Here is a 19594-nt window from a genome sequence, read left to right on the forward strand (position 1 = left end):
CTCAGTATCGCACCCGACAGCCCGACGAAAGAAGGCGGCCACCATCCGGTGACCGCCTTCTCATTCCATAACGCTCAGAGCGCGAGGTGCTTCCGCACGACCTCGGCGAGAGATTCGGCGTGGGCGTTCGCAGTGTCAGCATCCGATGCTTCGACCATCACGCGCACGAGCTGCTCCGTACCCGACTTGCGCAGCAGCACGCGTCCGGTCGAGCCCAGCTCGACCTCGACCGCCTTGACTGCCTCCTGCACGAGGGCGTGATCGCGCACGGCCTCTTTGTCGACATCCTTCACGTTGATCATCACCTGCGGGTAGACGGTCATCACCGAAGCGAGCTCTGCGAGCGACTTCTTCTGACGCGCCATCTCCGCGACCAGGTGCAGCCCCGTGAGCACACCGTCGCCGGTCGTCGCAAACTCGCTCATGATGACGTGGCCTGACTGCTCGCCACCCAGCGAGAAGCCGTTGGCGTTCATGTCCTCGAGCACGTAGCGGTCGCCGACCGCCGTCTGCCGAACGGTGATGCCGTTCTGCTGCATCGCGACGTGCAGTCCGAGGTTGCTCATCACCGTCGCGACGAGGGTGTCGTCCTTCAGCTTGCCGCGGGACTTCATAGCCACAGCGAGGATCGCCATGATCTGGTCGCCGTCGACGACGTTGCCGTCGGCGTCCACTGCGAGGCAGCGGTCGGCGTCGCCGTCGTGGGCGATGCCCACCTGCGCCCCGACGCGGATGACCTCGGCGGCCAGCTTGTCGAGGTGCGTCGACCCGACGCCGTCGTTGATGTTGACCCCGTCGGGGTCGGCGCCGATGACGGTCACCTTCGCGCCGGCGTTGCGGAACACCTCAGGGGATGCCCCAGATGCTGCGCCATTGGCGCAGTCGAGTACCACGTGGATGCCGTCGAGCCGGTGCGGCAGGGACGCCAGCAGGTGCATGACGTAACGATCCTCAGCATCCGCGAATCGACGAACGCGACCCACCTCTGCGCCTGTCGGCTGCAGCATGGGACCGGTCATCGACTCTTCGATGCGCTGCTCGACCTCGTCGGGCAGCTTGACCCCGCCGCGGGCGAAGATCTTGATGCCGTTGTCGGGAGCCGGGTTGTGCGATGCCGAGATCATCACGCCGAAGTCGGCGTCGATGTCGGAGATCAGGAAGGCCGCCGCCGGGGTCGGCAGAGTGCCGGCATCCAGCACATCCACGCCCGACGAGGCGAGACCCGCCTCGACAGCGGCGCTGAGGAAGTGACCGGAGATCCGCGGGTCGCGAGCGACCACAGCGGTGAGCCGCTTGCCGGTGGCGCGACGCGCCTCGGCAATACGGCCCTGGCCCAGGACGACAGCAGTCGCCTGGGCCAGGGTGAGCGCAAGTCCAGCGGTGAGGGTCTCGCCATTGGCGAGACCCCGCACGCCGTCCGTACCGAACAGTGCCATAGAAGGAACTGCGTCGATCAGCGCTTCGAGTACTGAGGAGCCTTGCGGGCCTTCTTGAGACCGGCCTTCTTGCGCTCGATGACGCGGGCGTCACGCGAGAGGAAGCCGGCCTTCTTCAGCGTCGGGCGGTTGTTCTCGGCGTCGATGTTGTTCAGCGAACGGGCGATGCCGAGGCGCAGCGCGCCGGCCTGGCCCGAGTCGCCGCCACCCGAGATGCGGGCGATGACGTCGTACGCACCGGCGAGGTTCAGCGCCGTGAACGGGTCGTTGATCAGCTGCTGGTGCAGCTTGTTCGGGAAGTAGTCCTCAAGGGTACGACCGTTGACCGTGATGATGCCCGAGCCGGGGATCAGACGCACGCGGGCGATGGCCTGCTTGCGACGGCCCACAGCGGCGCCCGGAACCGAGAGCACGGGACGGGGAGCGGACTCCACGACGACAGCCTCAGGGCTCTCGGTCGTGAAGTTCTGCGGGAATTCGGTGGTGTCCTGGATGTCAGCCACGAGTATGTCCTTAGTCTTTACGGCGCTTACTGGGCGACCTGGTCGAGGGTGTACGGCGTGGGCTGCTGTGCGGCGTGCGGGTGCTCAGCACCGGCGTACACCTTCAGCTTCGACAGCTGCTCGCGACCCAGGGTGTTCTTCGGGAGCATGCCGCGGACGGCCTTCTCCACAGCGCGAGTCGGGTTCTTCTCGAGCAGTTCGGCGTACGACGTGGCCGTCAGGCCGCCCGGGTAACCCGAGTGACGGTAAGCCATCTTCTTCTGGAGCTTCTGGCCCGTGAGGGCGACCTTCTCGGCGTTGACGATGATGACGAAGTCACCGGTGTCGACGTGAGGAGCGAAGGTCGGCTTGTTCTTGCCGCGCAGGATTGCTGCTGCGTGCGAGGCGAGGCGACCGAGAACGACGTCAGTGGCGTCGATGACGACCCAGTTACGCTGGATCTGCCCGGCCTTCGGGGTGAATGTGCGCGTCACAATAGTGCTGCTTTCTTGATTCGAACGGAGAGGTTCGTGAATCCCACTCCGGGGTGGTTCACGTTCTCTGTTCGAGACCGGAACACGCCAGTGGAGGGCTCACGTTCGTCGTGCTCGGCACTCGAACGAGTCGAATGCCAGGCACCAAAGGGTTAGCTTACAGCATCAGGGTGCGTGCTGCCGAACTCGGCTACGCCGCCTGGGCCGTCACCAGGATCGGGCGGTGATCACTGGTGCCCTGCGGAAGGGTCGTGATGTTCGAGATGTCGAAGCCGACCGAGGTCGCGAAGTCGTAGTGCCCGCGGAACACGCGGTACCGCGTGTAGGTGTGATCGTCGCTGAGAGAGAGCATGTACCCGTGCTCGCGCACCGTCTGGCCGAGGTTCTCCTTGAAGACCGGATAGTTGTAGTCGCCCACCATCAGCACCGGCAGCTGCGGACCAAGCGACTGCAGCTCATCGAGCGCCGCGCGGATCTGATTGCGGCGCAGCGAGTTCAGCGCGGTCAGAGGCGCTGCGTGGAACGACGCCACGATCACGTGGCGCCCTGTGTCGATGTTCGTCAACAGCGCGCCGAGCACGCGCTCGTGGGCAGGCTTCAGCACCCGATCGTGCAGCGACTTCTTCAGCCCGATCGTGCGCACTTTCTCGACCCGAAACGTGTTTCGGCGCACGTACATCGCCAGCCCCAGCCGGTTGCCGCTGGTCGCTTCGATCAGAGACAGCCCGCCGATGGAATCAGCGAGCTCTGTCGTGTCGCACTCCTGCAGACAGAGGATGTCGGGATCGTGTGTGCTCACCAGATCCGCCAGTTCACCGGCAGCACGATGCTTGCGCAGGTTGTACGAGATGAGCCTCATGCGTTCACGTTACCGCCGTCGCTCGTCTCGTCGCTGACTCTTACGCTGCTTGCGCTCAGCTTCATTCTGGCGCTGCTTCGCGAGCTCGGCGGGGCTTGGCAGGTCGCCGGGCAGCAGCCGCTCGCGCATCAGCACGCGCATGCCGACCTCACGGCGATAGGAGAGCGCCCCGACCAGGACGGCGATGAACAGCATCCCCTGTCCGACGGCGAGCGCGATCGACGCGTCGACACCTTCCCACTCGACCATCGCGATTCCCCCGGCGATGATCAGCACGGCTGTGCCGAAGCTCGCCAGGGTGATGTTCGCGAGGCTGCCGGTGGACTCGGCGCCCAGCAGGTCGACGACGCGGCCCTGGTCCTCGACCCGGCGGCGCCCACCTGCGGCCAGCCAGCGTCGCAGCGATTCCTCGGCGAGCATCCGCCGCCCGACCGAGAACAGCCACGCCGCCAGACACAGCAGACCGAACACGGTCAGCAGGCCGCCACCCAGCGTCGCCGCCGAATCGATGACGCTCTCGCCGGCCGCGCCGTACGTCCTCTGCTCGCAATGGCGGCAGGGCTGGCGCAGCATGACCCCGAGCATGAAGATCGCAGCCCCCAGGCCGAGGAGCCAGCCCAGCGCAGTCACCCAGAAGCCTCCACGTGCGCCGGTGCGCACCATGTGCGGCAGCTCGGCGACGGGCAGCGTCTTGCGGATCGCACGATCGGCATGGTCAGCGCGCGGTGCCTGCCTCTTCCATGCCGCGCGCAGCGCGTCGAGACGCTCGACCTGCGCGGGCTCGTAGCGCCGCCCGAAGACAGTCATGACGTAGCCGATCCCGAACAGCCCGGCCACGACCGCCGTGATGATCAGACTGATCACGAAGCTGTCGAAGTTCTCCCCCGCCATGTAGATCGACAAGCACACGCACAGCGCGAGCAGCCCGCCCGCGATCCAGCAGACGAGCACGCCGGCGTCGCGCAGCATCTTCGCCGGCGGCGTCTTCAGTCCCTCGCGCACCGCTCGCGGCGGCACCGATGTCGGATGCTGTCGCGCCAGTTCCTCCACGGCGGCGAACGTCGCGAACCGGCCGGCGATCAGGACCGCGGGCCAGGCGATCGCCATCACACCCCAGCTGATCAGCACCGGGCCCATGGATGCCCGGAACAGAGCGTCGAAGTCGAGATCGACGCCCAGCAGGTCGAGCACGCCGGTCTCCTCGATCACGATCGCCAGCACCAGCACGCCCAGGAACGTGGTGATCGAGCCCATGGTGAGCCCGGCCACAGTGTGGAACAGGCCGTTCGTCACCTGCAGACCGGGCGATTGGATCTCTCTGACCCGTGGTTCGTCGGGGTCAGTGGCGCGGTCGTCGGAGTGCGCGGGTTGGTCAGTCATCAGCATCCGACCGGCCGTCGCGCGCCTCTTGGTCGCGACGGGCGCGGGTCTGCTCTGCACGCGAGGCCAGCAGCTCGTCGGCGGGGTACCCGACCTCGGCCAGAGTGAGACCGCGGGCGGGCAGCACCTTGAACGCGCTGGTGCGGGTGAGCTCATCGCGCAGCCGCACGACGTCGTCGACCGACAGCTTGCCCTCCCCCACCGCCGCGCAGGCGCCGACGAGCGCCCGCACCATGCTGTGGCAGAACGCGTCGGCCTTCACCTCGGCAACGAGGACGCCGTCGGCGTCGCGCGTCCAGCGGTAGTCGAGCAGCGTGCGGATCGTCGTCGCCTCCTCGCGCGGCTTGCAGTATGCGGCGAAGTCGTGCAGCCCGATGAGGGTGCGCGCAGCGGCATCCATCTGCAATGCGTCGAGGTCTGCACGCACCGTCGTCGTGTCGTTGCGACGCATCGGGTCGTATCCGACGGCATTGTCGGCGAGGCGGTAGCGGTAGCGCCGCCACACGGCCGAGAAGCGCGCGTCGAAACCCTCGGGTGCGACAGAGGTGCGGGTCACCGTCACATCGGGGTAGTTGCCGAGAACGCCTCGGATGCGACGGGCGAGCGACCCTGCAGGATCGGATGCCGCCTGCCCGTGCCTCGTCTGCACGCGCGCCCACTGGTCGGCGTCGAGATCGACGTGCGCGACCTGGTCGGCGGCGTGCACTCCGGCATCCGTCCGCCCGGCGACGACGAGCCGCGCCTCGGAGCCGACGATGCGGGCCAGCGCCGTCTCGAGTGTGCCCTGCACGGTGCGCAGCCCAGGCTGGGTCGCCCAGCCGCGGAAATGAGTGCCGTCATAGGCGATGTCCAGGCGAATGCGCACGGACCCAGCCTAGGGTCTCGGTCAGCTTTGCCCTGTCTGCAGCGGATTACTGATGACTCGGCGTGCGCACGGCGTGTCGCCGGGTGGACACGCCGCACGAGCACCGGATCATCAGTGATTCGGTACGCGGAACTCGTCGGCAACGCGGGCGTCAACAGGAGTACGGTCGGCCATGAGAGGGGTCGCCATGACTGGTCAGCATCCGCACCACGTGCCAGCACCGGGTGAGCCGAGCGTTCCGGAGCTCGAGATCGACGAGACCGTAGCGCCGCGCCCCGAAGAGGAGGCGGCCGATCTGGCCCGCGCCGTGCCCGACACCGCCGACCACAGTCACGACTGATCTCGCCCAGTGCCCGCCCCCCGGCCTGGAAATCCCAGACCAAACGCCGTGCGCTCGGCGTGCCAGGGTTCGACACACCGTGCCAGCACCGGATGGTCTGAGATTCCCGACGCGTGGAACTGCAATCAGGTCGGTAAACCCCTGCACACACGTCAGCCGACGGCGACCTTGGGCTTCGCCCAGGACCTCCCCCGGGTGTCCTTCAGAATCGTGTACTCGACGTCGACGTGCGGCTCGATCGCGCTGTACTTGTCGTTCGGCGCGCCGATCACCAGCTGGAAGCCCAGCCCGCGCCAGGCCCCGATCGCACGCCGAGTGAAGTGCGCGTCGGCCTTGATGAGGGCCTCGTCCATGAACACCGGGGCGTAGCGCGGACGCTCGGCGCCGGCATCCCCCAGCTGATATCTCAGGGCCGCACCGACGATGAACGCCACCAGCTCCTGCGACTCGCCACCCGACTTCTCGCCGATGTGGTCGTACAGCGCGACATGCTCGCGAGTCTCGGCGAGCACCCGCTCGGCGCTGACTCGCACGTGGTTGCGCACGTCGATCAGCTCGGCGAAGTCGGGCGCGGTGCGACGCATGCGCGTGATCAGCCGGCTCATCTTGCGGTAGGCGGTCTCACGTTCCTCATCAGTGGATGCTGCCTCGATCAGCCCGCGGACCTCACGCAGATCGCGGCGGAATCTCTTGCGCGCCTCGGACTGGTTCTCACGCGGCGTGATCTGCAGTCGGTGATCGTCGTCGTAGAACGGCAGCTCCGCCATGATCCGGTTGATCGGATCGATGCGGTCTTTGATCTCGCGCACCGAGCGGCTGAGCGTCGAATCCAGGCTGGTCAGATCGTTACCAGACAGTCGCAGCAGGCTGTCGCGCCATTCGTCCTCGAGCTCGTGCAGACCGCTGGTGCGCAGCGCATCGAGGATGCCCTCGAACTCGTCCACAGACTTGTCTGGGTCCGGCAGCAGGTTCAGGTTCGGCCACCGCTCGAGGAACGAGGTCATCAGGCGACGCATCCGCTCGCGCTGATCCTCATGTGCCTCGATCGCCGCCCGCCGATCGCCGGCCAGTCGCGTCGCCGCGGTCTTCAGCGCCAGGTCGAGCCTGGCCAGCCGGTCGGTCGCACTGGCAGCATCCGCGGAATCCGCCAAGAGGAACCGCTCGTCGAGGAACGACTCCTGACCGGCGTCGAGCTGCAGCTCGACGGCAGATGCCTCGTCGAGGAGGCGCTGGCAGTCGTCGACGTCATCGGTGACCTCGCCCCAGCGCGCTTCGGTCGCATCGCGCTCGGCGCTCAGCCCGCCGATCTCGCCCCGCAGCACAGCCGCCGTGACCTTGAGGTTCTCGGCTCGCTCCTTCAGCTGCGCGATCTCGGGGTTGGCGCCGGTGACCTCAGACTCGACGGATGCCCAGCGCTCGCGCTCGGCGACGAGGGATGCCACATCGACCTGCTCCCAGGTGAGGTCCTCGATCAGCGCGAACGCCTTGCCGCGGCTCTCGATGCCGTCGAGGGCCGTTTCGGCGGCGACCACGGCATCCGACGCCTGTTGCACCTGCGCATCGAGCGCGCTCAGGCGCTCTTCGAGGTCGTGCAGGCGGCGTTCGTTCGAGAACCCGAGCACGTTCTCGCGCCCGTGTCCGCCGTGCGCACCGCGATTGCCCTGCGACATCTGGCCGGCGATCGTTAGCGCCATCCGGTGCTCGCCGAGCTGAGCCGACGAGTCGACGCACACGAACGCGAACCGCTCGTCGAGACGCTGCTGCAGCCAGCCGGTGAACGGAGTCTGACGGTAGTCGAGTCGGCCCGGCAGGGTGCGGCCATCCGCCGGCGCGGTCTCGGCGAGCCCCGTCTGCACGCCCTCGTACCGCAGCCGCATCGGCGTGCGCACGGTGTCGATCGCGGCGCGGAACTTCGCGAGGTGCGCCGTGTCGATCAGCAGTGTGGTCGCGAATCCGCCGAGGGCAAGATTGAACGCCTCCCGCCACGGCTCGAACTCGGTGCGCACCTCGATCAGCTCGCCGACGAAGGGCAGGTCATCAGCGTCTAGTCCCGCCGCCTGCGCCAGCATCATGCGCGATTCGTGCAGGGCGGCGGGGATGCTGCCGCGCAGGGTCACGGCGCTCTCGCGCTCAGCATCCAACTCCTTGCGCTGCTTCGTGAGGGCGGCGCTGGCAGTCATCGCCTCGGCGAAGGTCGCTCGTGCGGCGCGGCGCGCGCCATCGGCCTGAGCCGTGCGGGCCTGCGTGACGACCTCGGCGAACTGCTCTGAGGTCTCGGCCTGCAGACCGAGTTCGCGCAGTGCGGAGTCGAACCGGTCGCGCTCGCGCTGCACATCAGCAAGGCGGCGCTCGACGCCGCGCAGCTCGCGCTGCGAGGTCTCGAGCCGGTCGCCGCCGGACTGCCGCAGCAGGTCGAGCAGGCCGTCGCGCTCGGCCTCGGCGCCGTCGACGAGCGCGTTCTTCTCTCGGATGCTGAGATCCAGCATCCGCTTGCGCTCGCCCAGCTCGGACTCGACCTCGCGCAGCAGATCCAGCCGCCGCTGCGCGCGCCACAGCGCAGCCCGCGACGATGCGTCGCCGAAGTCGCCGACCTCGTCGATCACCCGTGCCTGCTCGGCGGCCGTCGCGATCCTCTCGCGGATGCCGCGGATGGGCTCGAGCGCGCTGACCTGCTGGCGCGCGGTGATCATGCTGGTGCGGGTGCTCTCGAGCTCGTCGAAGTGCGCCACGACAGCATCCGCCGTCGCCATCGTCTCGGGTTCTTCCAGGACGAGCCGCTTGTACAGGTCGTCGACCGTGGTGATCTGCTGGCCGGCCTGGATGCGGGCGAGCAGGCTCATCGCCTTCGCCCCTGATCCCGCCGCGCCGATGCCGAGCACTGCGTGCAGGCGGGCGGTGAACTCGCGGTCGGTGCCGACCGTGTCGAGCCCGAGCTCGCGCAGGCTCGCATCCGTCAGGCGCTGGGATGCCGCGGACTCGAGCCGCGCGAGATCGAAGTATCCGTCGATCGTGGCACGCACCCGCACGGTGTCCTCGAGGATGCGCGCGCCGGCGGGGATGTACCAGGCGCGGATGGCGGTGAACCGCGAGTCGTCGTGGTCGCGCCAGGTCATCGCGATGGCGGTCCAGGTGTCTTCGCCGTCGCCGCGCAGCACGCGCAGCTTGGTGCCTTCTTCGGTGCGCGACTCGTCGATCTTGCCGCGGCCGTAGGAGAGGATGTTGCGCTGGTCGTCGCCGCGTGGGCGGCCGGTGACGCCGCCGTTGGATGCCCCGTTGAACGGTGTGGTGTGCGGCATCATCAGGGCGATGTAGGCGTCCATCAGCGTGGACTTGCCGGAACCGGACCCGCCGCACAGCAGTGTCGCGTCAGGCGAGAAGCGCACCCGGTGCGGGCCGCCGTCGTAGCCGCCCCAGTTGATCAGCTGCAGGTCTTCGACGACCCACTGTTGGCCGCGTGACTCGGCGGGGATCAGCCCGAAGAGCGTGTCGAGCATCGTCACTCTGCTACCTCTTTCTGGGTGGCGTTCTCGTCGTCGTGCGGCGCGTTCTCGCGCGTGCTGCCTGCGTTCTCGCGCAGCCAGGCGCGCAGTTCGGCGAGCTTCTGCGCACTGAGCACGACCTCGACGAGCGAGCTGATCCGGTAGCGACCTGAGGTCTCCTCGTCGACGATGCCCTCGCGGTCGAGCCGGTCGAGCGCCGCGCGAATGGCCTTCTGCTGCCTGGCGGTGCTGCCGTCGGCATCCGAGAGGTAGCTCAGCACCGTCTGCTCGACGTCTTCGATGTCGATGCGGGGCGCGGCCTCGCCCGCGGCTGCCTCGCGCTGGAAGACGGTGCGCAGGTGCACGAGCACGAGCGTCTCGGTGCGGTTGTACGGGGAGTCCTTCAGCAGCACCGGCACCTCGAACTCGTCCGAGCGCACCTGCTGCTTGTACGCCAGCCCGCGGCCGAGGTCGACGACGAGACGCAGGTACAGGTCGTGCATGCGCGACTCGATGATCTGCTGGTGCTCGAGCAGCAGCGCCCATTCGGCGCGGTTGCCCTCGGCGCTCACGAACCGGCGCTGCAGCACGTGCGCCAGCACGCGGCGCACCTGGGCGTCGAGCGTCCCGCGGTCGCCGGGGAAGAGCTCGTCGAGGTCGTCCTCCATCGAGACGGGTGCGATGAATGGATGCTGCGAATCAGCATCCACGTCGATGCCGGGCTCGGGGCCAGAGCCGGGCTCGGGCTCGGGCTCGGCACCGGGGATGGAAACGTCTGGTGCCGACCCGCCCGCACCGGCACTATCCATCCCTGCCGCGGCGCCCGGGCCAGCACCCATGCCGCCAGAGATGGAAACCTCTGGTTCGGAGGTTCCCCCACCTGTGTTTTCCATCCCGGGGCGGGGGCTGTCCACCTCGGCGGCGTCAGTGATCGTGTCAGGCATCGTCGTGTTCCTTCGTCGTGCGGGCGGTGACCGAGACGAACGCGAAGCGTCTGGTCGTGCCGTCGGGGCGGAGCGTCTCGACATCCGAGATGCCGCTGCCCTCGGTCATGCCGTTGCGGTGCGCGATCTCGAGCAGACCGACGAGGTCCACCGGCCGGCGGGTGTCATCCGGGGCATCCGCGAAGGCCTCCCCCAGGTCGAATTGCTCACCGAGTCCTGCCACATACGATTCCAGCTCGGCGTAGCGCGGGCCGCCCCACGAGCGCGAGTCGGTCTCGAGGTACTCGACGTCATCAGCATCCGACAGCGGAGCCGGGGCACCCGGCGGGCGCACGTCGCCCACGGTCTGGCGCAGTCGGCCGAGGTCGATCAGCGGCAGGCTGCGCACCGGATCGATGGGCGCGGTCGCAGGAGCGGTGCGGGCCCAGTCGTGCAGGCCAGAGATGACGTCGCGCAGCAGCTCGTCGATCTGCCGGTCGCGCAGGGGATCATGGGTCTTGACCTGGCCAGTGATGACGTGGGATGCCCGCCGCTGCGCGGCCAGCACCTCTTCGACGCCGAGCTCGACCCGCCGGCCGATGGCATCGAACTCGCTGCGCTGGGTGACGTCGAGGTAGCGCGAGAAGGGCTGGGCGAGCAGGGTGTGCAGCTGCTCGGTGAGGGCGTCGATGCGGTCGGGGTCGCCGATGAGGCGCAGGGCCCCGGCGAAGGCGCGACCTTCGGGCGTGGACTGCATCACGTCTCGGGCGCGCTGCAGGTATTCGCGCAGCACCTCACCTGTGGGGCGATCGTCGCGGCGCAGGTGGGCCACGACATCGCGCTGCATCTGCTTGAGCGACTCGGCCACGCGGGTGAAGTCGGCGGGCAGCTCGCGCGCCAGGTGCAGCACGTTCTCGGCCTCTTCGTAGAGCTCTTCGTCGTCGATCGGGGCGTCTTGCCCGGCTTGGACGCGCAGGATCTCAGCATCCAACGCATCACGTTCGGCAGTGAGCCGGGTGATGCGCTTGATCGGGTCGGCCTCGGCGCTGTCTGAGAGCCGCTCGACGGCGTCGAGCAGCGTGCGCATGCGCGAGGTCGAGACGCGGGTGCGACCGCCGCCGGTGCGGCCGGTGATCTCGAGCGCCTCGACCGCGTGCGCCGACAGGCGATAGACCTCGACGTCGTCATCGATCTGCTGCACCAGCCAGCCCTGCTTCGCCCAGTTGCGGCAGACTTCGCGGCCGGTACCGGACGGGATGCGACGGTCCTCGTCGTCGTAGCCACTGGCGCGAAGCTCGTCGAGCGCCTCAGCCACTTCGGCGTGCGCGTCGGCGACCGGGACGGCGGGGCGATCGGCGGTGAAGAGCATCGACAGCGCGGCGATCACGAACGGCGCGTGGCGTCCGTGCAGCAGATTGAGGGTCGGCGTTCTGAACGCTGCCAGAGAGCGGATGTATGCCGCCTCGGCATGCGTACCTGTCACTGTATGAGCCTACCGGCGACTGGGGGCGACCGATGCTGAGGGCGTTCCGGTCGCAGTTTGTGCCGCTGCGGGTGCGGTGCCTTGCGTTCCGGTCGCAGTTTGTCCCGCTCGTCGCGACAACAGGCGGGAGTTATTGCGACTGGAGTGGCGGTTCCGTCGCGACTCTACTCGCGGGCGAGGCATCGGCGGATACGAGAAAACCCCCGGAAAAACCGGGGGTTTCGTTCGGTAGCAGGAGCGGGGCTTGAACCCGCGACCTCACGATTATGAGTCGTGCGCTCTGACCAGCTGAGCTACCCTGCCACGAGTCGTCCATCCGAAAGAATGAACGCTGCGAGCCCCGAGTCAGGATTGAACTGACGACCCCTTCCTTACCATGGAAGTGCTCTGCCACTGAGCTATCGGGGCGTGCTGCCCGCTTCCGGGCAACCACATGAGATTATCACCTCTCGGTGCCTCTCACGAAATCGTGGGATCAGTACGAGTACCGACCCGCGTTCTTGCGCATCCACGGCAGCGGATCGACCGTCGCGCCGTTGATGATGATCTCGAAATGCAGGTGCGCGCCGTAGGAGCGACCGGTGTTTCCGACCTTTCCGACGATGTCTCCGACCTTGACCTTCTGGCCGGCCTGCACCTGCAGCGAACCGTGCTGCATGTGCGCGTAGTGGCTGGTGACCTTCTGCCCATCGATGACGTGATCGATGTACACGGTCACACCGTACGCGCCGCCCGATTCGGTCGCGGTGCGTACCACACCGTCGGCGATCGCCTGGATCGGTGCGCCGTTGCCGGGCACGAGGTCGATACCGGCGTGCAGTCGGCCCCATCGCGTTCCATAAGGCGAGCTCATGGCCACACCGACGATGAACGGCCACTGGATCGCCGCATCGGGATCGTTCGTGTAGAGGCTCTCCGAGAACTTGATGCCCTCTTCGGCGGCGACCTCGCTGAGCGAGACCGTCTCGAACGAGTCGGAGCGGGCGAGCGCCTCACCCTCGACGTCGGAGGAGGCCACGAACGCCTGGATCTCGTCGCCGCCGGCCTTGGTGCCCGCGTCGCCGTCGGCGGCGACGAGTGACGCTGAGGTCCTGGCGTCGGCACCCTGCGAGGCGGCGACCGCACTCACGGGAAGCGTCATCGAGACGGCGATCAGACCGGCGACCCCCATCACGCCGAAGCTCGCACCGGCGGCGACGACGCGGCGCAGCATCCGACGCGGGCGACGCGGGGCGATGTGCGCGGGTGCGGCGCCGTCGACGACCGGCTCGTCAGCGACGGGGACCTCGGTCGCTTCGGGAACGGCCGTATCGTCCGCGACGTCGGTCGAGTCATCGACGACGGCGAAGCCGAAAGCATCGGATGCCATCGCGAAGACGTCGAAGTCGGGTGCGTGCGGTTCGGGCTGAGCCTTGGACGCCTCAGGCGTCGCGGGCTCGGAGACGCGTGCAGCGGGCTCGGCCACGGGGGCGACCGGCTCCGTGGCGATGACGGGCTCGGTGCGAACGACGGGCTCTGCCTCGACGGGCTCTGCCTCGACCGGCGCGGGGGCCGCCTCTTCGAAGATCGGGCGAGCCGGCACGACCGGCTTCGGCACGACCGTCGTCGCTGCGACAGCCGCGGGCTCGGCGGGCCGGACGACGACCTCAGCAGGACCCGTCATCGGCTGAGCGACGGGTGTTCCTGATGCAGCCTGGCGGCGGGCGCGACGACTGCTGGCTGCGACGATCACTGCGACGGTCGCGACCTCAGCGGTGGTGGGTGCGCCGGTGAAGGCCGGCGCCATCTGCTCGAGCACCGCAGGAGCAACGGGGGATGCGACCTGCTCGGCTGCCGCAGGAGCCGAGGTGAAGGCCGGGGCGATCTGCGCGACGTCCGGGGTTGCCGAGATCGCTGTTGCCGCCTCGGCGGCGCGAAGTCGGTTCGAACGGCGCGTGGGCACAGCGCCATCCTCGGAACGTACAGGGGGCAAATCAGATCTCTCGGGTCGGCTTCAAGCGGGGGGATGCTTGATCACTTTCGAATTCGGGTTACGAAAGTAACGATCGGGTAAACACTACATGCTCGAGGCTGGGAAAGCCATGAGCCTGAACATATTCGATCACATGCGACTGTCGTCGCCGCTGATGATCTCGCGCAGCCGTCCGTGCACCGACGGCCCGCCGGCAACCACCATCGGACGCTGCGCGTCGAGCTCGAGCCTGCTGACCGCTCCCCCGGCTTCCTGCACCAGAATCGCTCCCGCTGCGAAGTCCCACGGGTTCAATCCGCGCTCGAAGAAACCGTCCAGCCGCCCCGCCGCAACGTAGGCGAGGTCGATGGCAGCTGAGCCCATCCGGCGCAGATCACGCGCAATCGGCATGACCCGGCGAACCATGGCAAGGTCGCCGTCGTGGGTGGCAGGGTCGTAGCCGAAGCCGGTGCCGAGAAGGGCCCCTGCCGGTGTCTCCGTCGTGACCGCGAGTCGGATGCCGTCGTGCCAGGCCCCCTCGCCGCGCGCCCCGGTGAACAGCTCTCCGAGGCCCGGTGCGCAGACCGCCGCGGCAACGCCCTGCCAGCGCTCGGGTTCAGGCTCGCCCTCGACGACGGCGATGCTGACCGAATACGCGGGGATGCCGTACGCGTAGTTGACGGTGCCGTCGATCGGATCGACGACCCAGGTCAGGCCGCTCTGGCCACGTTCCGCTCCGGACTCCTCACCGAGGAACCCGTCTGCGGGACGCTCCTGCCGAAGACGATCACGGATCAGCTGCTCCACCTCACGGTCGGCTTCGGTGACGATGTCGGCCAGGGTGGACTTCGTCGCCGCGAGTGACACCCCCTCGGTGCGCCGACGCTTCGCCAGATCGCCGGCTTCACGTGCGAGGTCGGCGGCGAGCGCGCCCAGCTCGGCGGGGGCGGGTGCTCCTGCTGCGGGGCCGGTCACTGCGGGGCTCCGGGTGCCGTGGGCGGCACCGGCGGAGCGGGCGGCGGAGGGAACGAGCCGTGTGCCGGATACCCAGGGGCGGGCGGCTCGGTCGGCTGCGGGGCGGCCGCGGGCGGAACGGGCTGCGTCGGCAGAGTGGGCTGCGGGGGTGTCGGCTCCGCGGGCTGTGGCGGCGCAGGCTGTGCAGCGGGTGCGGGCTCAGCAGGCTGGAACTGCGGAACCGGAGGCTGCGGATTGGTCGGCTGCGGCGGGACGATCGGCTGCGGCGCGGCCGGTGCAGTGGCATCCAGGACAGGGAAACTCGGAGCCGCCACGTACGGGTTCGGCGTCGGGAAGCCGGTGTAGTACGCGTTCCAGTCGGGAGAGCCGTCTGGCATCACCGGCAGCGGCGTGCGGCCGTCTGCGTACGTCGGCCAGGCGTGTGCGCCCTGCGGGTATTCGAGCGCCGTCACAGCCGGCGGAAAATCAGCCGCACGCGGAGCGGTGCGCACGCGCGGCGCGAACAGCGCGTTCAGCAGCGGGATCAGGGTCGTGCCGACCGCAGCGAGGATCGCGAGGGCGATCACGATGCGCCAGTACAGGTCGCTGTACTGGAACAGGTCGGGGAACGTCAGGTAGAACACGAGCATGGCGACGAGACCGGCCAGCATGGCGAAGGTGACCATCACGATCACGCGGGTGAAGGTCGTCACATAGCGCTGCGAGGCCTTGACGAACAGCCGCACGTGCAGCAGCGCCAGCTGCATGACGCCGATCACCAGCAGGAACTGGAACAGCCGCTCGGTCATCCACCCGAACTGGGCGAAGGGCTCTGGCATCCAGATCTTCACCGCTCCGACGAGCAGCGCCACGATCCAGGTGATCATGCTCGCCAGCGCGAGCCAGTCTGGCCGGCGATCTGCCATGTGCGACTCGGCGATCGCGATCCCGGCAAACAGCGCCAGCAGCAGGATCGTCATGAAGGCGCGACCGATGATGCCATCCTGGTCGCCGATGAGCACCCAGACGACGCAGACGAGCGCTGCGGCGATGAGCGCCCCGATCGCGATCCAGATGGCGCCGCGCAGCAGCTTCGAAGCCATCGGCTTGTGCTCTTCTGTGCGGTATTCGGCTTCTGACATGAGACCCTCCCGGCGGTGTCGGCTCTCATCCTCCCACGCGTGCGAGTGGCACGCCGGAAGGATGTGGATAACGCCGCGGAAGTCCCGTCAGATGCGGCCGGTCAGCGTGTCGACTTCTTCGACGCAGCGGCGAATCCGGCGACGCGCGCCTTGGCATCCGGCGTATCGAATGCCGCGCCGATCGAGCGTGCCTCTTCTGCCAGCTGCTCGGCGAACGCCCGGGATGGCTGCGACCGGACCAGGCGCTTGGCCTGCCCGTAGGCCCCCGCGGCACCCGCCAGCCAGAAGCGCGCGATCTGCTCGGCGCGCTCGCGCACAGCATCCGCCTCCGCCTCGGCGTCCTCGGCGGTGACGGCTTCGGCGACGAGGCCCCACTCGACGGCCTCCGCTGCGGTCAGCAGGCGGTCCTGCAGCACCAGCTGCAGGGCGCGCCGTTCGCCGATCGCGCGGGCGAGCTGCGCCGAGACCGACAGGTCGGGGGTCAGGCCGATGTTCGCGTACAGGCTGCCGATCTTCGAGCGTCCGCCGACGACGGCGTAGTCGCTGCACATCAGGATGCCGAGGCCCCCGCCTGCGGTCGTGCCATGCGCGGCGGCGACGACGGGGATCGCGGATTGCGTGAGCGAGAGGATACCCTCGTTGATGACATGCGCGAGGTCGGTGATGTCCTGGCCGCCGCCCATTCCGCTGGCCATCGCCAGCACGTCTCCGCCGGCGCAGAACGAGCGGCCGGCAGCATCCACCATGATTGCGCGCACGTCAGCGCGGCCGACCGCCTCGGCGGTGGCGTCACGCCAGGCGACCGCGAGGTCGGCGTCGAACGCGTTGAGGCTGGCGGGACGGTTCAGCGTGAGGCGGGCGAGGCCGTCGTCGACGGTGAACAGGATCGGATCGCTCATGGATCTCCTTCGATGCGCAGGACGGAGTCTCAGGATATCCGGGACTCGGGTTCGCCTCGACCTTCGGATGCCGCCGCGCGGGGCGGTGGGAGGAGAATTTCCCGGGTTCCAGCGCGCCTGAACCCGCGAGATCCTCCTTTTACCGGGACGGAAGGGCGGGGTGAGGGGGCGGTGAGACGGCGGCGAGGCGGGACACGAAACGCGGGAGGCCAGGTGGGCGGGGCGGGGAGCGCGCGGCGCGGCGCGCGCAGCGCCGCGCCTCAGTCGTCGGCGAGCACGCGCGCGACGAAGTCCTCCATGCGGTGCCGGGTGCCGTCGAGGCGCATGTCTGCCTGGCCGAGCGGGCGCACCTCGTTCGGGGCCAGCGGATGCGCCAGGCGCACGTTCTCGTGGCATGACAGGTCGGCGCAGATGTAGGTGCCGGCACTGTCGCCGCGGTGCCCCTTCTTGCCGCCGCGGCGCGCCGTGAGCAGCGCCACCTGGTTGCCCGGCTGCAGGGTGCGGCAGATGTTGCACATGCCCGATCGCACGCGCGCCGGGTCGGTCGCCCGGAGCACGATGCCCATCGGCTCACCCTCGTGCTCGACGATCACGACGCCGCGCCTGGTCGAGTCAGGGTCGCGCCAGGCGAGAAAGTCCAGATAGTCCCAGTCCGTGAGGATGAAGTCGTGCGGCATCCCGATCGCGGCGATCTCATCGGCATCCGCGTTGCGGATCGCCGCGCGAACCTGGTCTTCGGTCAGTGGTCGCATCGCTCCAGTCTAGGAAGCGACCTGAGCCGCCGCCTGCGGCACACGCGCCTTGCCCCGGATCAGGAAACCGAACCCGAACGCGACGAAGAACATCAGCACGCCGTACACCGCGGCGGGCAGACTGAGCTCCACCGAACCGAGCACCGACTGCGCGATCACGATCGCGAGAGTGGAGTTGTGGATGCCGATCTCGAACGACGACGCGATGGCCTGGCGGTGGCCGACCTTCAGCATCCGTGGCACGAAGAAGCCGATCGTGAGACTGATCAGGCAGAACAGCACGGTGATCAGCGCGAGCTGCGCGAAGTTGTCGACCAGCAGCTGCCAGTTCGACGCGACGGCGCCCGCGATGACGACGACGAGGATGATCACGCTGGCGATGCGCACCGGCTTGTCCATGGCGCTCGCGAAGCGCGGCGCGAACCGTCGGATCAGCATGCCGACGGCGACCGGCAGCAGCACGATCGCGAACACTTCGAGCGCCTTCGCCCACTGCAGTCCCAGCTGGTCGTCGAACGGCTGGAAGTACGCGATCGCGAAGTTCGTGATCACCGGCAGCGTGATGACGGCGATCACCGAGTTGACCGCCGTGAGCGAGACGTTCAGCGCGACATCACCGCGGAACAGGTGGCTGTAGAGGTTCGCCGTGGTGCCGCCAGGCGATGCCGCGAGCATCATCATGCCGACCGCCAGCACCGGCGGCAGCTGGAACGCCAGCACGAGCCCGAAGCAGATCGCCGGCAGGATCAGCAGCTGGCACAGCAGCGCGATCAGCACCGCCTTCGGCTGCTTCAGCACGCGCGCGAAGTCGGCGACGGTGAGGCTCAGACCGAGGCCGAGCATGATGATCCCGAGGGCGACGGGAAGTCCGATGGTGGTCAACTCTGATCCCATGGCACTCAGTGTGGCCCATGAAGGGCCCCGGTGTCACTCTTTCGTTCGCGACGCCAGTCGCCGCTGCAGTTCCCTCACCTCGTCCACGAGCTCGGGCGCGGGGCCGGAGACGCGGATGCCAGGGGCCACCACCCCGATCGGCAGCGCCGCCACAGGCCCGGGTGCAAGCCCCCATTCCGCTCGCCAGGCGACGAGCTGAGCGGATGCCGTCGCGTAGACGATCCGCCCGAGCCCCACCCACGCGTGCGCGGCCGAGCACATCGGGCAGTGCTCGCCGGAGGTGTAGACGACAGCATCCGCCCGCTCGTCCGGCGTCAGGTTCGTCGCCGCCCAGCGGGCGATCTCGAACTCGGGATGCCGGGTGTGGTCACCGTCGGCCACGCGGTTGCGATCCTCGAATCGGATGCTGCCGCCGGCATCCACAAGAACCGAGCCGAACGGTTCGTCGCCGTCTTCCAGCGCCTCGCGCGCGAGGTCGACGCAGCGGCGCAGGTGCGCGAGGTCCTGCGGGTCGGTCACGGGTTCGATGCTCATGGCATCCACCCTGTCAGTTCGCGTCGATCACCGCGACGATCTCGTCGTAGCCCTTCTCGTCAGCGAGCTCCCTGGCGGTCCGTCCGTTGCCCTCAGGGATCGAGGGGTCGGCGCCGGCCTCGAGCAGCATCCGCACCGTCTCCACCTGGTCGGGTCCGCCGTCGTTCAGGATGATCGCTTCGTGCATGGCCGTCCAGCCGAGGTTGTTCACGTGATCGACGGGCACGCGCGCATCGATCAGGATGCGCACAGTGCTGGTGTGGCCGTGTTCGCTGGCGGGGATCAGCGCGGTGCCGCCGAACCTGTTGACGCTCGCCACATCCGCGCCGTGCTCGATCGTCATGACCAGGATCTCGTCGAGTCCCTCTGCCCCGGCGTACAGGAACGCGGAGTCCTGGATGCCGTCCTGCGCGTTCGGATCGGCACCGGCATCCAACAGCACCCGCGCCAGTTCGACATGGTTCTGCTTCGTCGCGGCGACCAGCGGGGTGGCGTCCTCGGCGCCGCGCGATTCGAGAGCGGCGCCGGCCTCAATGGCCCGCTGGGCAGCATCCGCATCGTCCGCCTCGATCGCCGCCCACAGCGCGGTCGTCGCGTCGTCAGCATCCACACCACCCTGCGACGCGGCCGGGTCTGGGGCCGAGGTCGGGGCGCACGCGGCGAGCGCTCCGAGCGAGACGAGGGCGACGAGCGCGAGCACGGCGGTGCGGATGCTGATCATGAGCCC

At 68.6% G+C, this 19594-nt stretch carries 18 protein-coding genes and 2 tRNA genes; 1 reads left to right on the forward strand and 19 read right to left on the reverse strand.

Annotation, left to right across the window (positions count from 1 at the left end; all coding sequences use genetic code 11):
* Nucleotides 1-74: 74 nt before the first annotated feature.
* The 6 genes from glmM to truA all read right to left on the reverse strand — a co-directional run bounded on the left by glmM (nt 75) and on the right by truA (nt 5516).
* On the reverse strand, nt 75-1436 hold the full coding sequence (glmM, locus tag MNR00_RS13420) for a phosphoglucosamine mutase (RefSeq protein ID WP_241926419.1): 1362 nt from the start codon (nt 1434-1436) through the stop codon (nt 75-77).
* A 17-nt stretch (nt 1437-1453) separates the two neighbouring features.
* Complete coding sequence (gene rpsI, locus MNR00_RS13425) at nt 1454-1939, reverse strand: 30S ribosomal protein S9 (RefSeq protein WP_241926420.1); 486 nt, start codon at nt 1937-1939, stop codon at nt 1454-1456.
* A 26-nt stretch (nt 1940-1965) separates the two neighbouring features.
* Nucleotides 1966-2412, reverse strand: a complete 447-nt coding sequence (rplM, locus tag MNR00_RS13430) for a 50S ribosomal protein L13 (protein ID WP_241926421.1) — start codon at nt 2410-2412, stop codon at nt 1966-1968.
* 190 nt (nt 2413-2602) lie between these two features.
* Nucleotides 2603-3271: an endonuclease/exonuclease/phosphatase family protein gene (locus tag MNR00_RS13435; protein ID WP_241926422.1), complete on the reverse strand. Its 669-nt coding sequence runs from the start codon at nt 3269-3271 to the stop codon at nt 2603-2605.
* Between the two features lie 9 nt (nt 3272-3280).
* Nucleotides 3281-4651, reverse strand: a complete 1371-nt coding sequence (locus tag MNR00_RS13440; protein ID WP_241926423.1) for a hypothetical protein — start codon at nt 4649-4651, stop codon at nt 3281-3283.
* On the reverse strand, nt 4644-5516 hold the full coding sequence (truA, locus tag MNR00_RS13445) for a tRNA pseudouridine(38-40) synthase TruA (protein ID WP_241926424.1): 873 nt from the start codon (nt 5514-5516) through the stop codon (nt 4644-4646). The genes MNR00_RS13440 and truA overlap by 8 nt, the downstream gene beginning before the upstream one ends.
* A gap of 187 nt (nt 5517-5703) precedes the next feature.
* Here truA and MNR00_RS13450 point away from each other — a divergent pair, with 187 nt between their 5' ends.
* The gene (locus MNR00_RS13450) at nt 5704-5856 is read left to right on the forward strand and encodes a hypothetical protein (RefSeq protein ID WP_241926425.1); all 153 of its coding nucleotides are present in this window, start codon (nt 5704-5706) and stop codon (nt 5854-5856) included.
* 152 nt (nt 5857-6008) lie between these two features.
* On the opposite strand, the gene MNR00_RS13455 is transcribed toward MNR00_RS13450, so the two are convergent.
* The 13 genes from MNR00_RS13455 to MNR00_RS13515 all read right to left on the reverse strand — a co-directional run bounded on the left by MNR00_RS13455 (nt 6009) and on the right by MNR00_RS13515 (nt 19588).
* Nucleotides 6009-9356, reverse strand: coding sequence for an SbcC/MukB-like Walker B domain-containing protein (locus tag MNR00_RS13455; protein WP_241926426.1), 3348 nt, complete (start codon nt 9354-9356; stop codon nt 6009-6011).
* Nucleotides 9353-10144: a DUF4194 domain-containing protein gene (locus MNR00_RS13460; protein WP_347271912.1), complete on the reverse strand. Its 792-nt coding sequence runs from the start codon at nt 10142-10144 to the stop codon at nt 9353-9355. The genes MNR00_RS13455 and MNR00_RS13460 overlap by 4 nt, the downstream gene beginning before the upstream one ends.
* A 127-nt stretch (nt 10145-10271) precedes the next feature.
* Entirely contained in the window at nt 10272-11741 is a 1470-nt protein-coding gene (locus MNR00_RS13465; protein ID WP_241926427.1) for a DUF3375 domain-containing protein, read from the reverse strand.
* Nucleotides 11742-11970: 229 nt separating this feature from the next.
* A tRNA-Met gene (locus tag MNR00_RS13470) sits at nt 11971-12044 on the reverse strand.
* A 33-nt stretch (nt 12045-12077) separates the two neighbouring features.
* Nucleotides 12078-12149 (reverse strand) — tRNA-Thr (locus MNR00_RS13475).
* A 67-nt stretch (nt 12150-12216) separates the two neighbouring features.
* Nucleotides 12217-13683: a M23 family metallopeptidase gene (locus tag MNR00_RS13480; protein ID WP_241926428.1), complete on the reverse strand. Its 1467-nt coding sequence runs from the start codon at nt 13681-13683 to the stop codon at nt 12217-12219.
* Between the two features lie 159 nt (nt 13684-13842).
* Nucleotides 13843-14667 carry an inositol monophosphatase family protein gene (locus tag MNR00_RS13485; RefSeq protein ID WP_241926429.1) on the reverse strand — a complete coding sequence of 275 codons (825 nt, stop codon included), beginning with the start codon at nt 14665-14667 and terminating at the stop codon, nt 13843-13845.
* Nucleotides 14664-15788, reverse strand: coding sequence for a hypothetical protein (locus MNR00_RS13490; RefSeq protein ID WP_241926430.1), 1125 nt, complete (start codon nt 15786-15788; stop codon nt 14664-14666). The genes MNR00_RS13485 and MNR00_RS13490 overlap by 4 nt, the downstream gene beginning before the upstream one ends.
* A gap of 101 nt (nt 15789-15889) precedes the next feature.
* On the reverse strand, nt 15890-16687 hold the full coding sequence (locus tag MNR00_RS13495) for an enoyl-CoA hydratase/isomerase family protein (RefSeq protein ID WP_241926431.1): 798 nt from the start codon (nt 16685-16687) through the stop codon (nt 15890-15892).
* A gap of 260 nt (nt 16688-16947) precedes the next feature.
* On the reverse strand, nt 16948-17439 hold the full coding sequence (locus tag MNR00_RS13500) for an FBP domain-containing protein (RefSeq protein WP_241926432.1): 492 nt from the start codon (nt 17437-17439) through the stop codon (nt 16948-16950).
* 9 nt (nt 17440-17448) lie between these two features.
* Nucleotides 17449-18333, reverse strand: coding sequence for a bile acid:sodium symporter family protein (locus tag MNR00_RS13505; RefSeq protein WP_241926433.1), 885 nt, complete (start codon nt 18331-18333; stop codon nt 17449-17451).
* Between the two features lie 33 nt (nt 18334-18366).
* Nucleotides 18367-18867 (reverse strand): nucleoside deaminase, encoded by a 501-nt coding sequence (locus MNR00_RS13510; protein ID WP_241926434.1) that lies wholly within the window; start codon nt 18865-18867, stop codon nt 18367-18369.
* Nucleotides 18868-18880: 13 nt separating this feature from the next.
* Complete coding sequence (locus tag MNR00_RS13515) at nt 18881-19588, reverse strand: ankyrin repeat domain-containing protein (protein ID WP_241926435.1); 708 nt, start codon at nt 19586-19588, stop codon at nt 18881-18883.
* Nucleotides 19589-19594: the final 6 nt, after the last annotated feature.

The sequence above is a fragment of the Microbacterium sp. H1-D42 genome (genome assembly GCF_022637555.1).
In the GTDB taxonomy this organism is placed as follows: domain Bacteria; phylum Actinomycetota; class Actinomycetes; order Actinomycetales; family Microbacteriaceae; genus Microbacterium.

Coding starts and splice junctions, on each gene's coding strand:
- glmM (WP_241926419.1), bottom strand. CDS start 1,436: ATGGCACTGTTCGGTACGGACGGCGTGCGGGGTCTCGCCAATGGCGAG.
- MNR00_RS13435 (WP_241926422.1), bottom strand. CDS start 3,271: ATGAGGCTCATCTCGTACAACCTGCGCAAGCATCGTGCTGCCGGTGAA.
- MNR00_RS13440 (WP_241926423.1), bottom strand. CDS start 4,651: ATGACTGACCAACCCGCGCACTCCGACGACCGCGCCACTGACCCCGAC.
- MNR00_RS13450 (WP_241926425.1), top strand. CDS start 5,704: ATGACTGGTCAGCATCCGCACCACGTGCCAGCACCGGGTGAGCCGAGC.
- MNR00_RS13460 (WP_347271912.1), bottom strand. CDS start 10,144: ATGGATAGTGCCGGTGCGGGCGGGTCGGCACCAGACGTTTCCATCCCC.
- MNR00_RS13490 (WP_241926430.1), bottom strand. CDS start 15,788: ATGTCAGAAGCCGAATACCGCACAGAAGAGCACAAGCCGATGGCTTCG.
- MNR00_RS13495 (WP_241926431.1), bottom strand. CDS start 16,687: ATGAGCGATCCGATCCTGTTCACCGTCGACGACGGCCTCGCCCGCCTC.
- MNR00_RS13500 (WP_241926432.1), bottom strand. CDS start 17,439: ATGCGACCACTGACCGAAGACCAGGTTCGCGCGGCGATCCGCAACGCG.
- MNR00_RS13505 (WP_241926433.1), bottom strand. CDS start 18,333: ATGGGATCAGAGTTGACCACCATCGGACTTCCCGTCGCCCTCGGGATC.
- MNR00_RS13510 (WP_241926434.1), bottom strand. CDS start 18,867: ATGAGCATCGAACCCGTGACCGACCCGCAGGACCTCGCGCACCTGCGC.
- MNR00_RS13515 (WP_241926435.1), bottom strand. CDS start 19,588: ATGATCAGCATCCGCACCGCCGTGCTCGCGCTCGTCGCCCTCGTCTCG.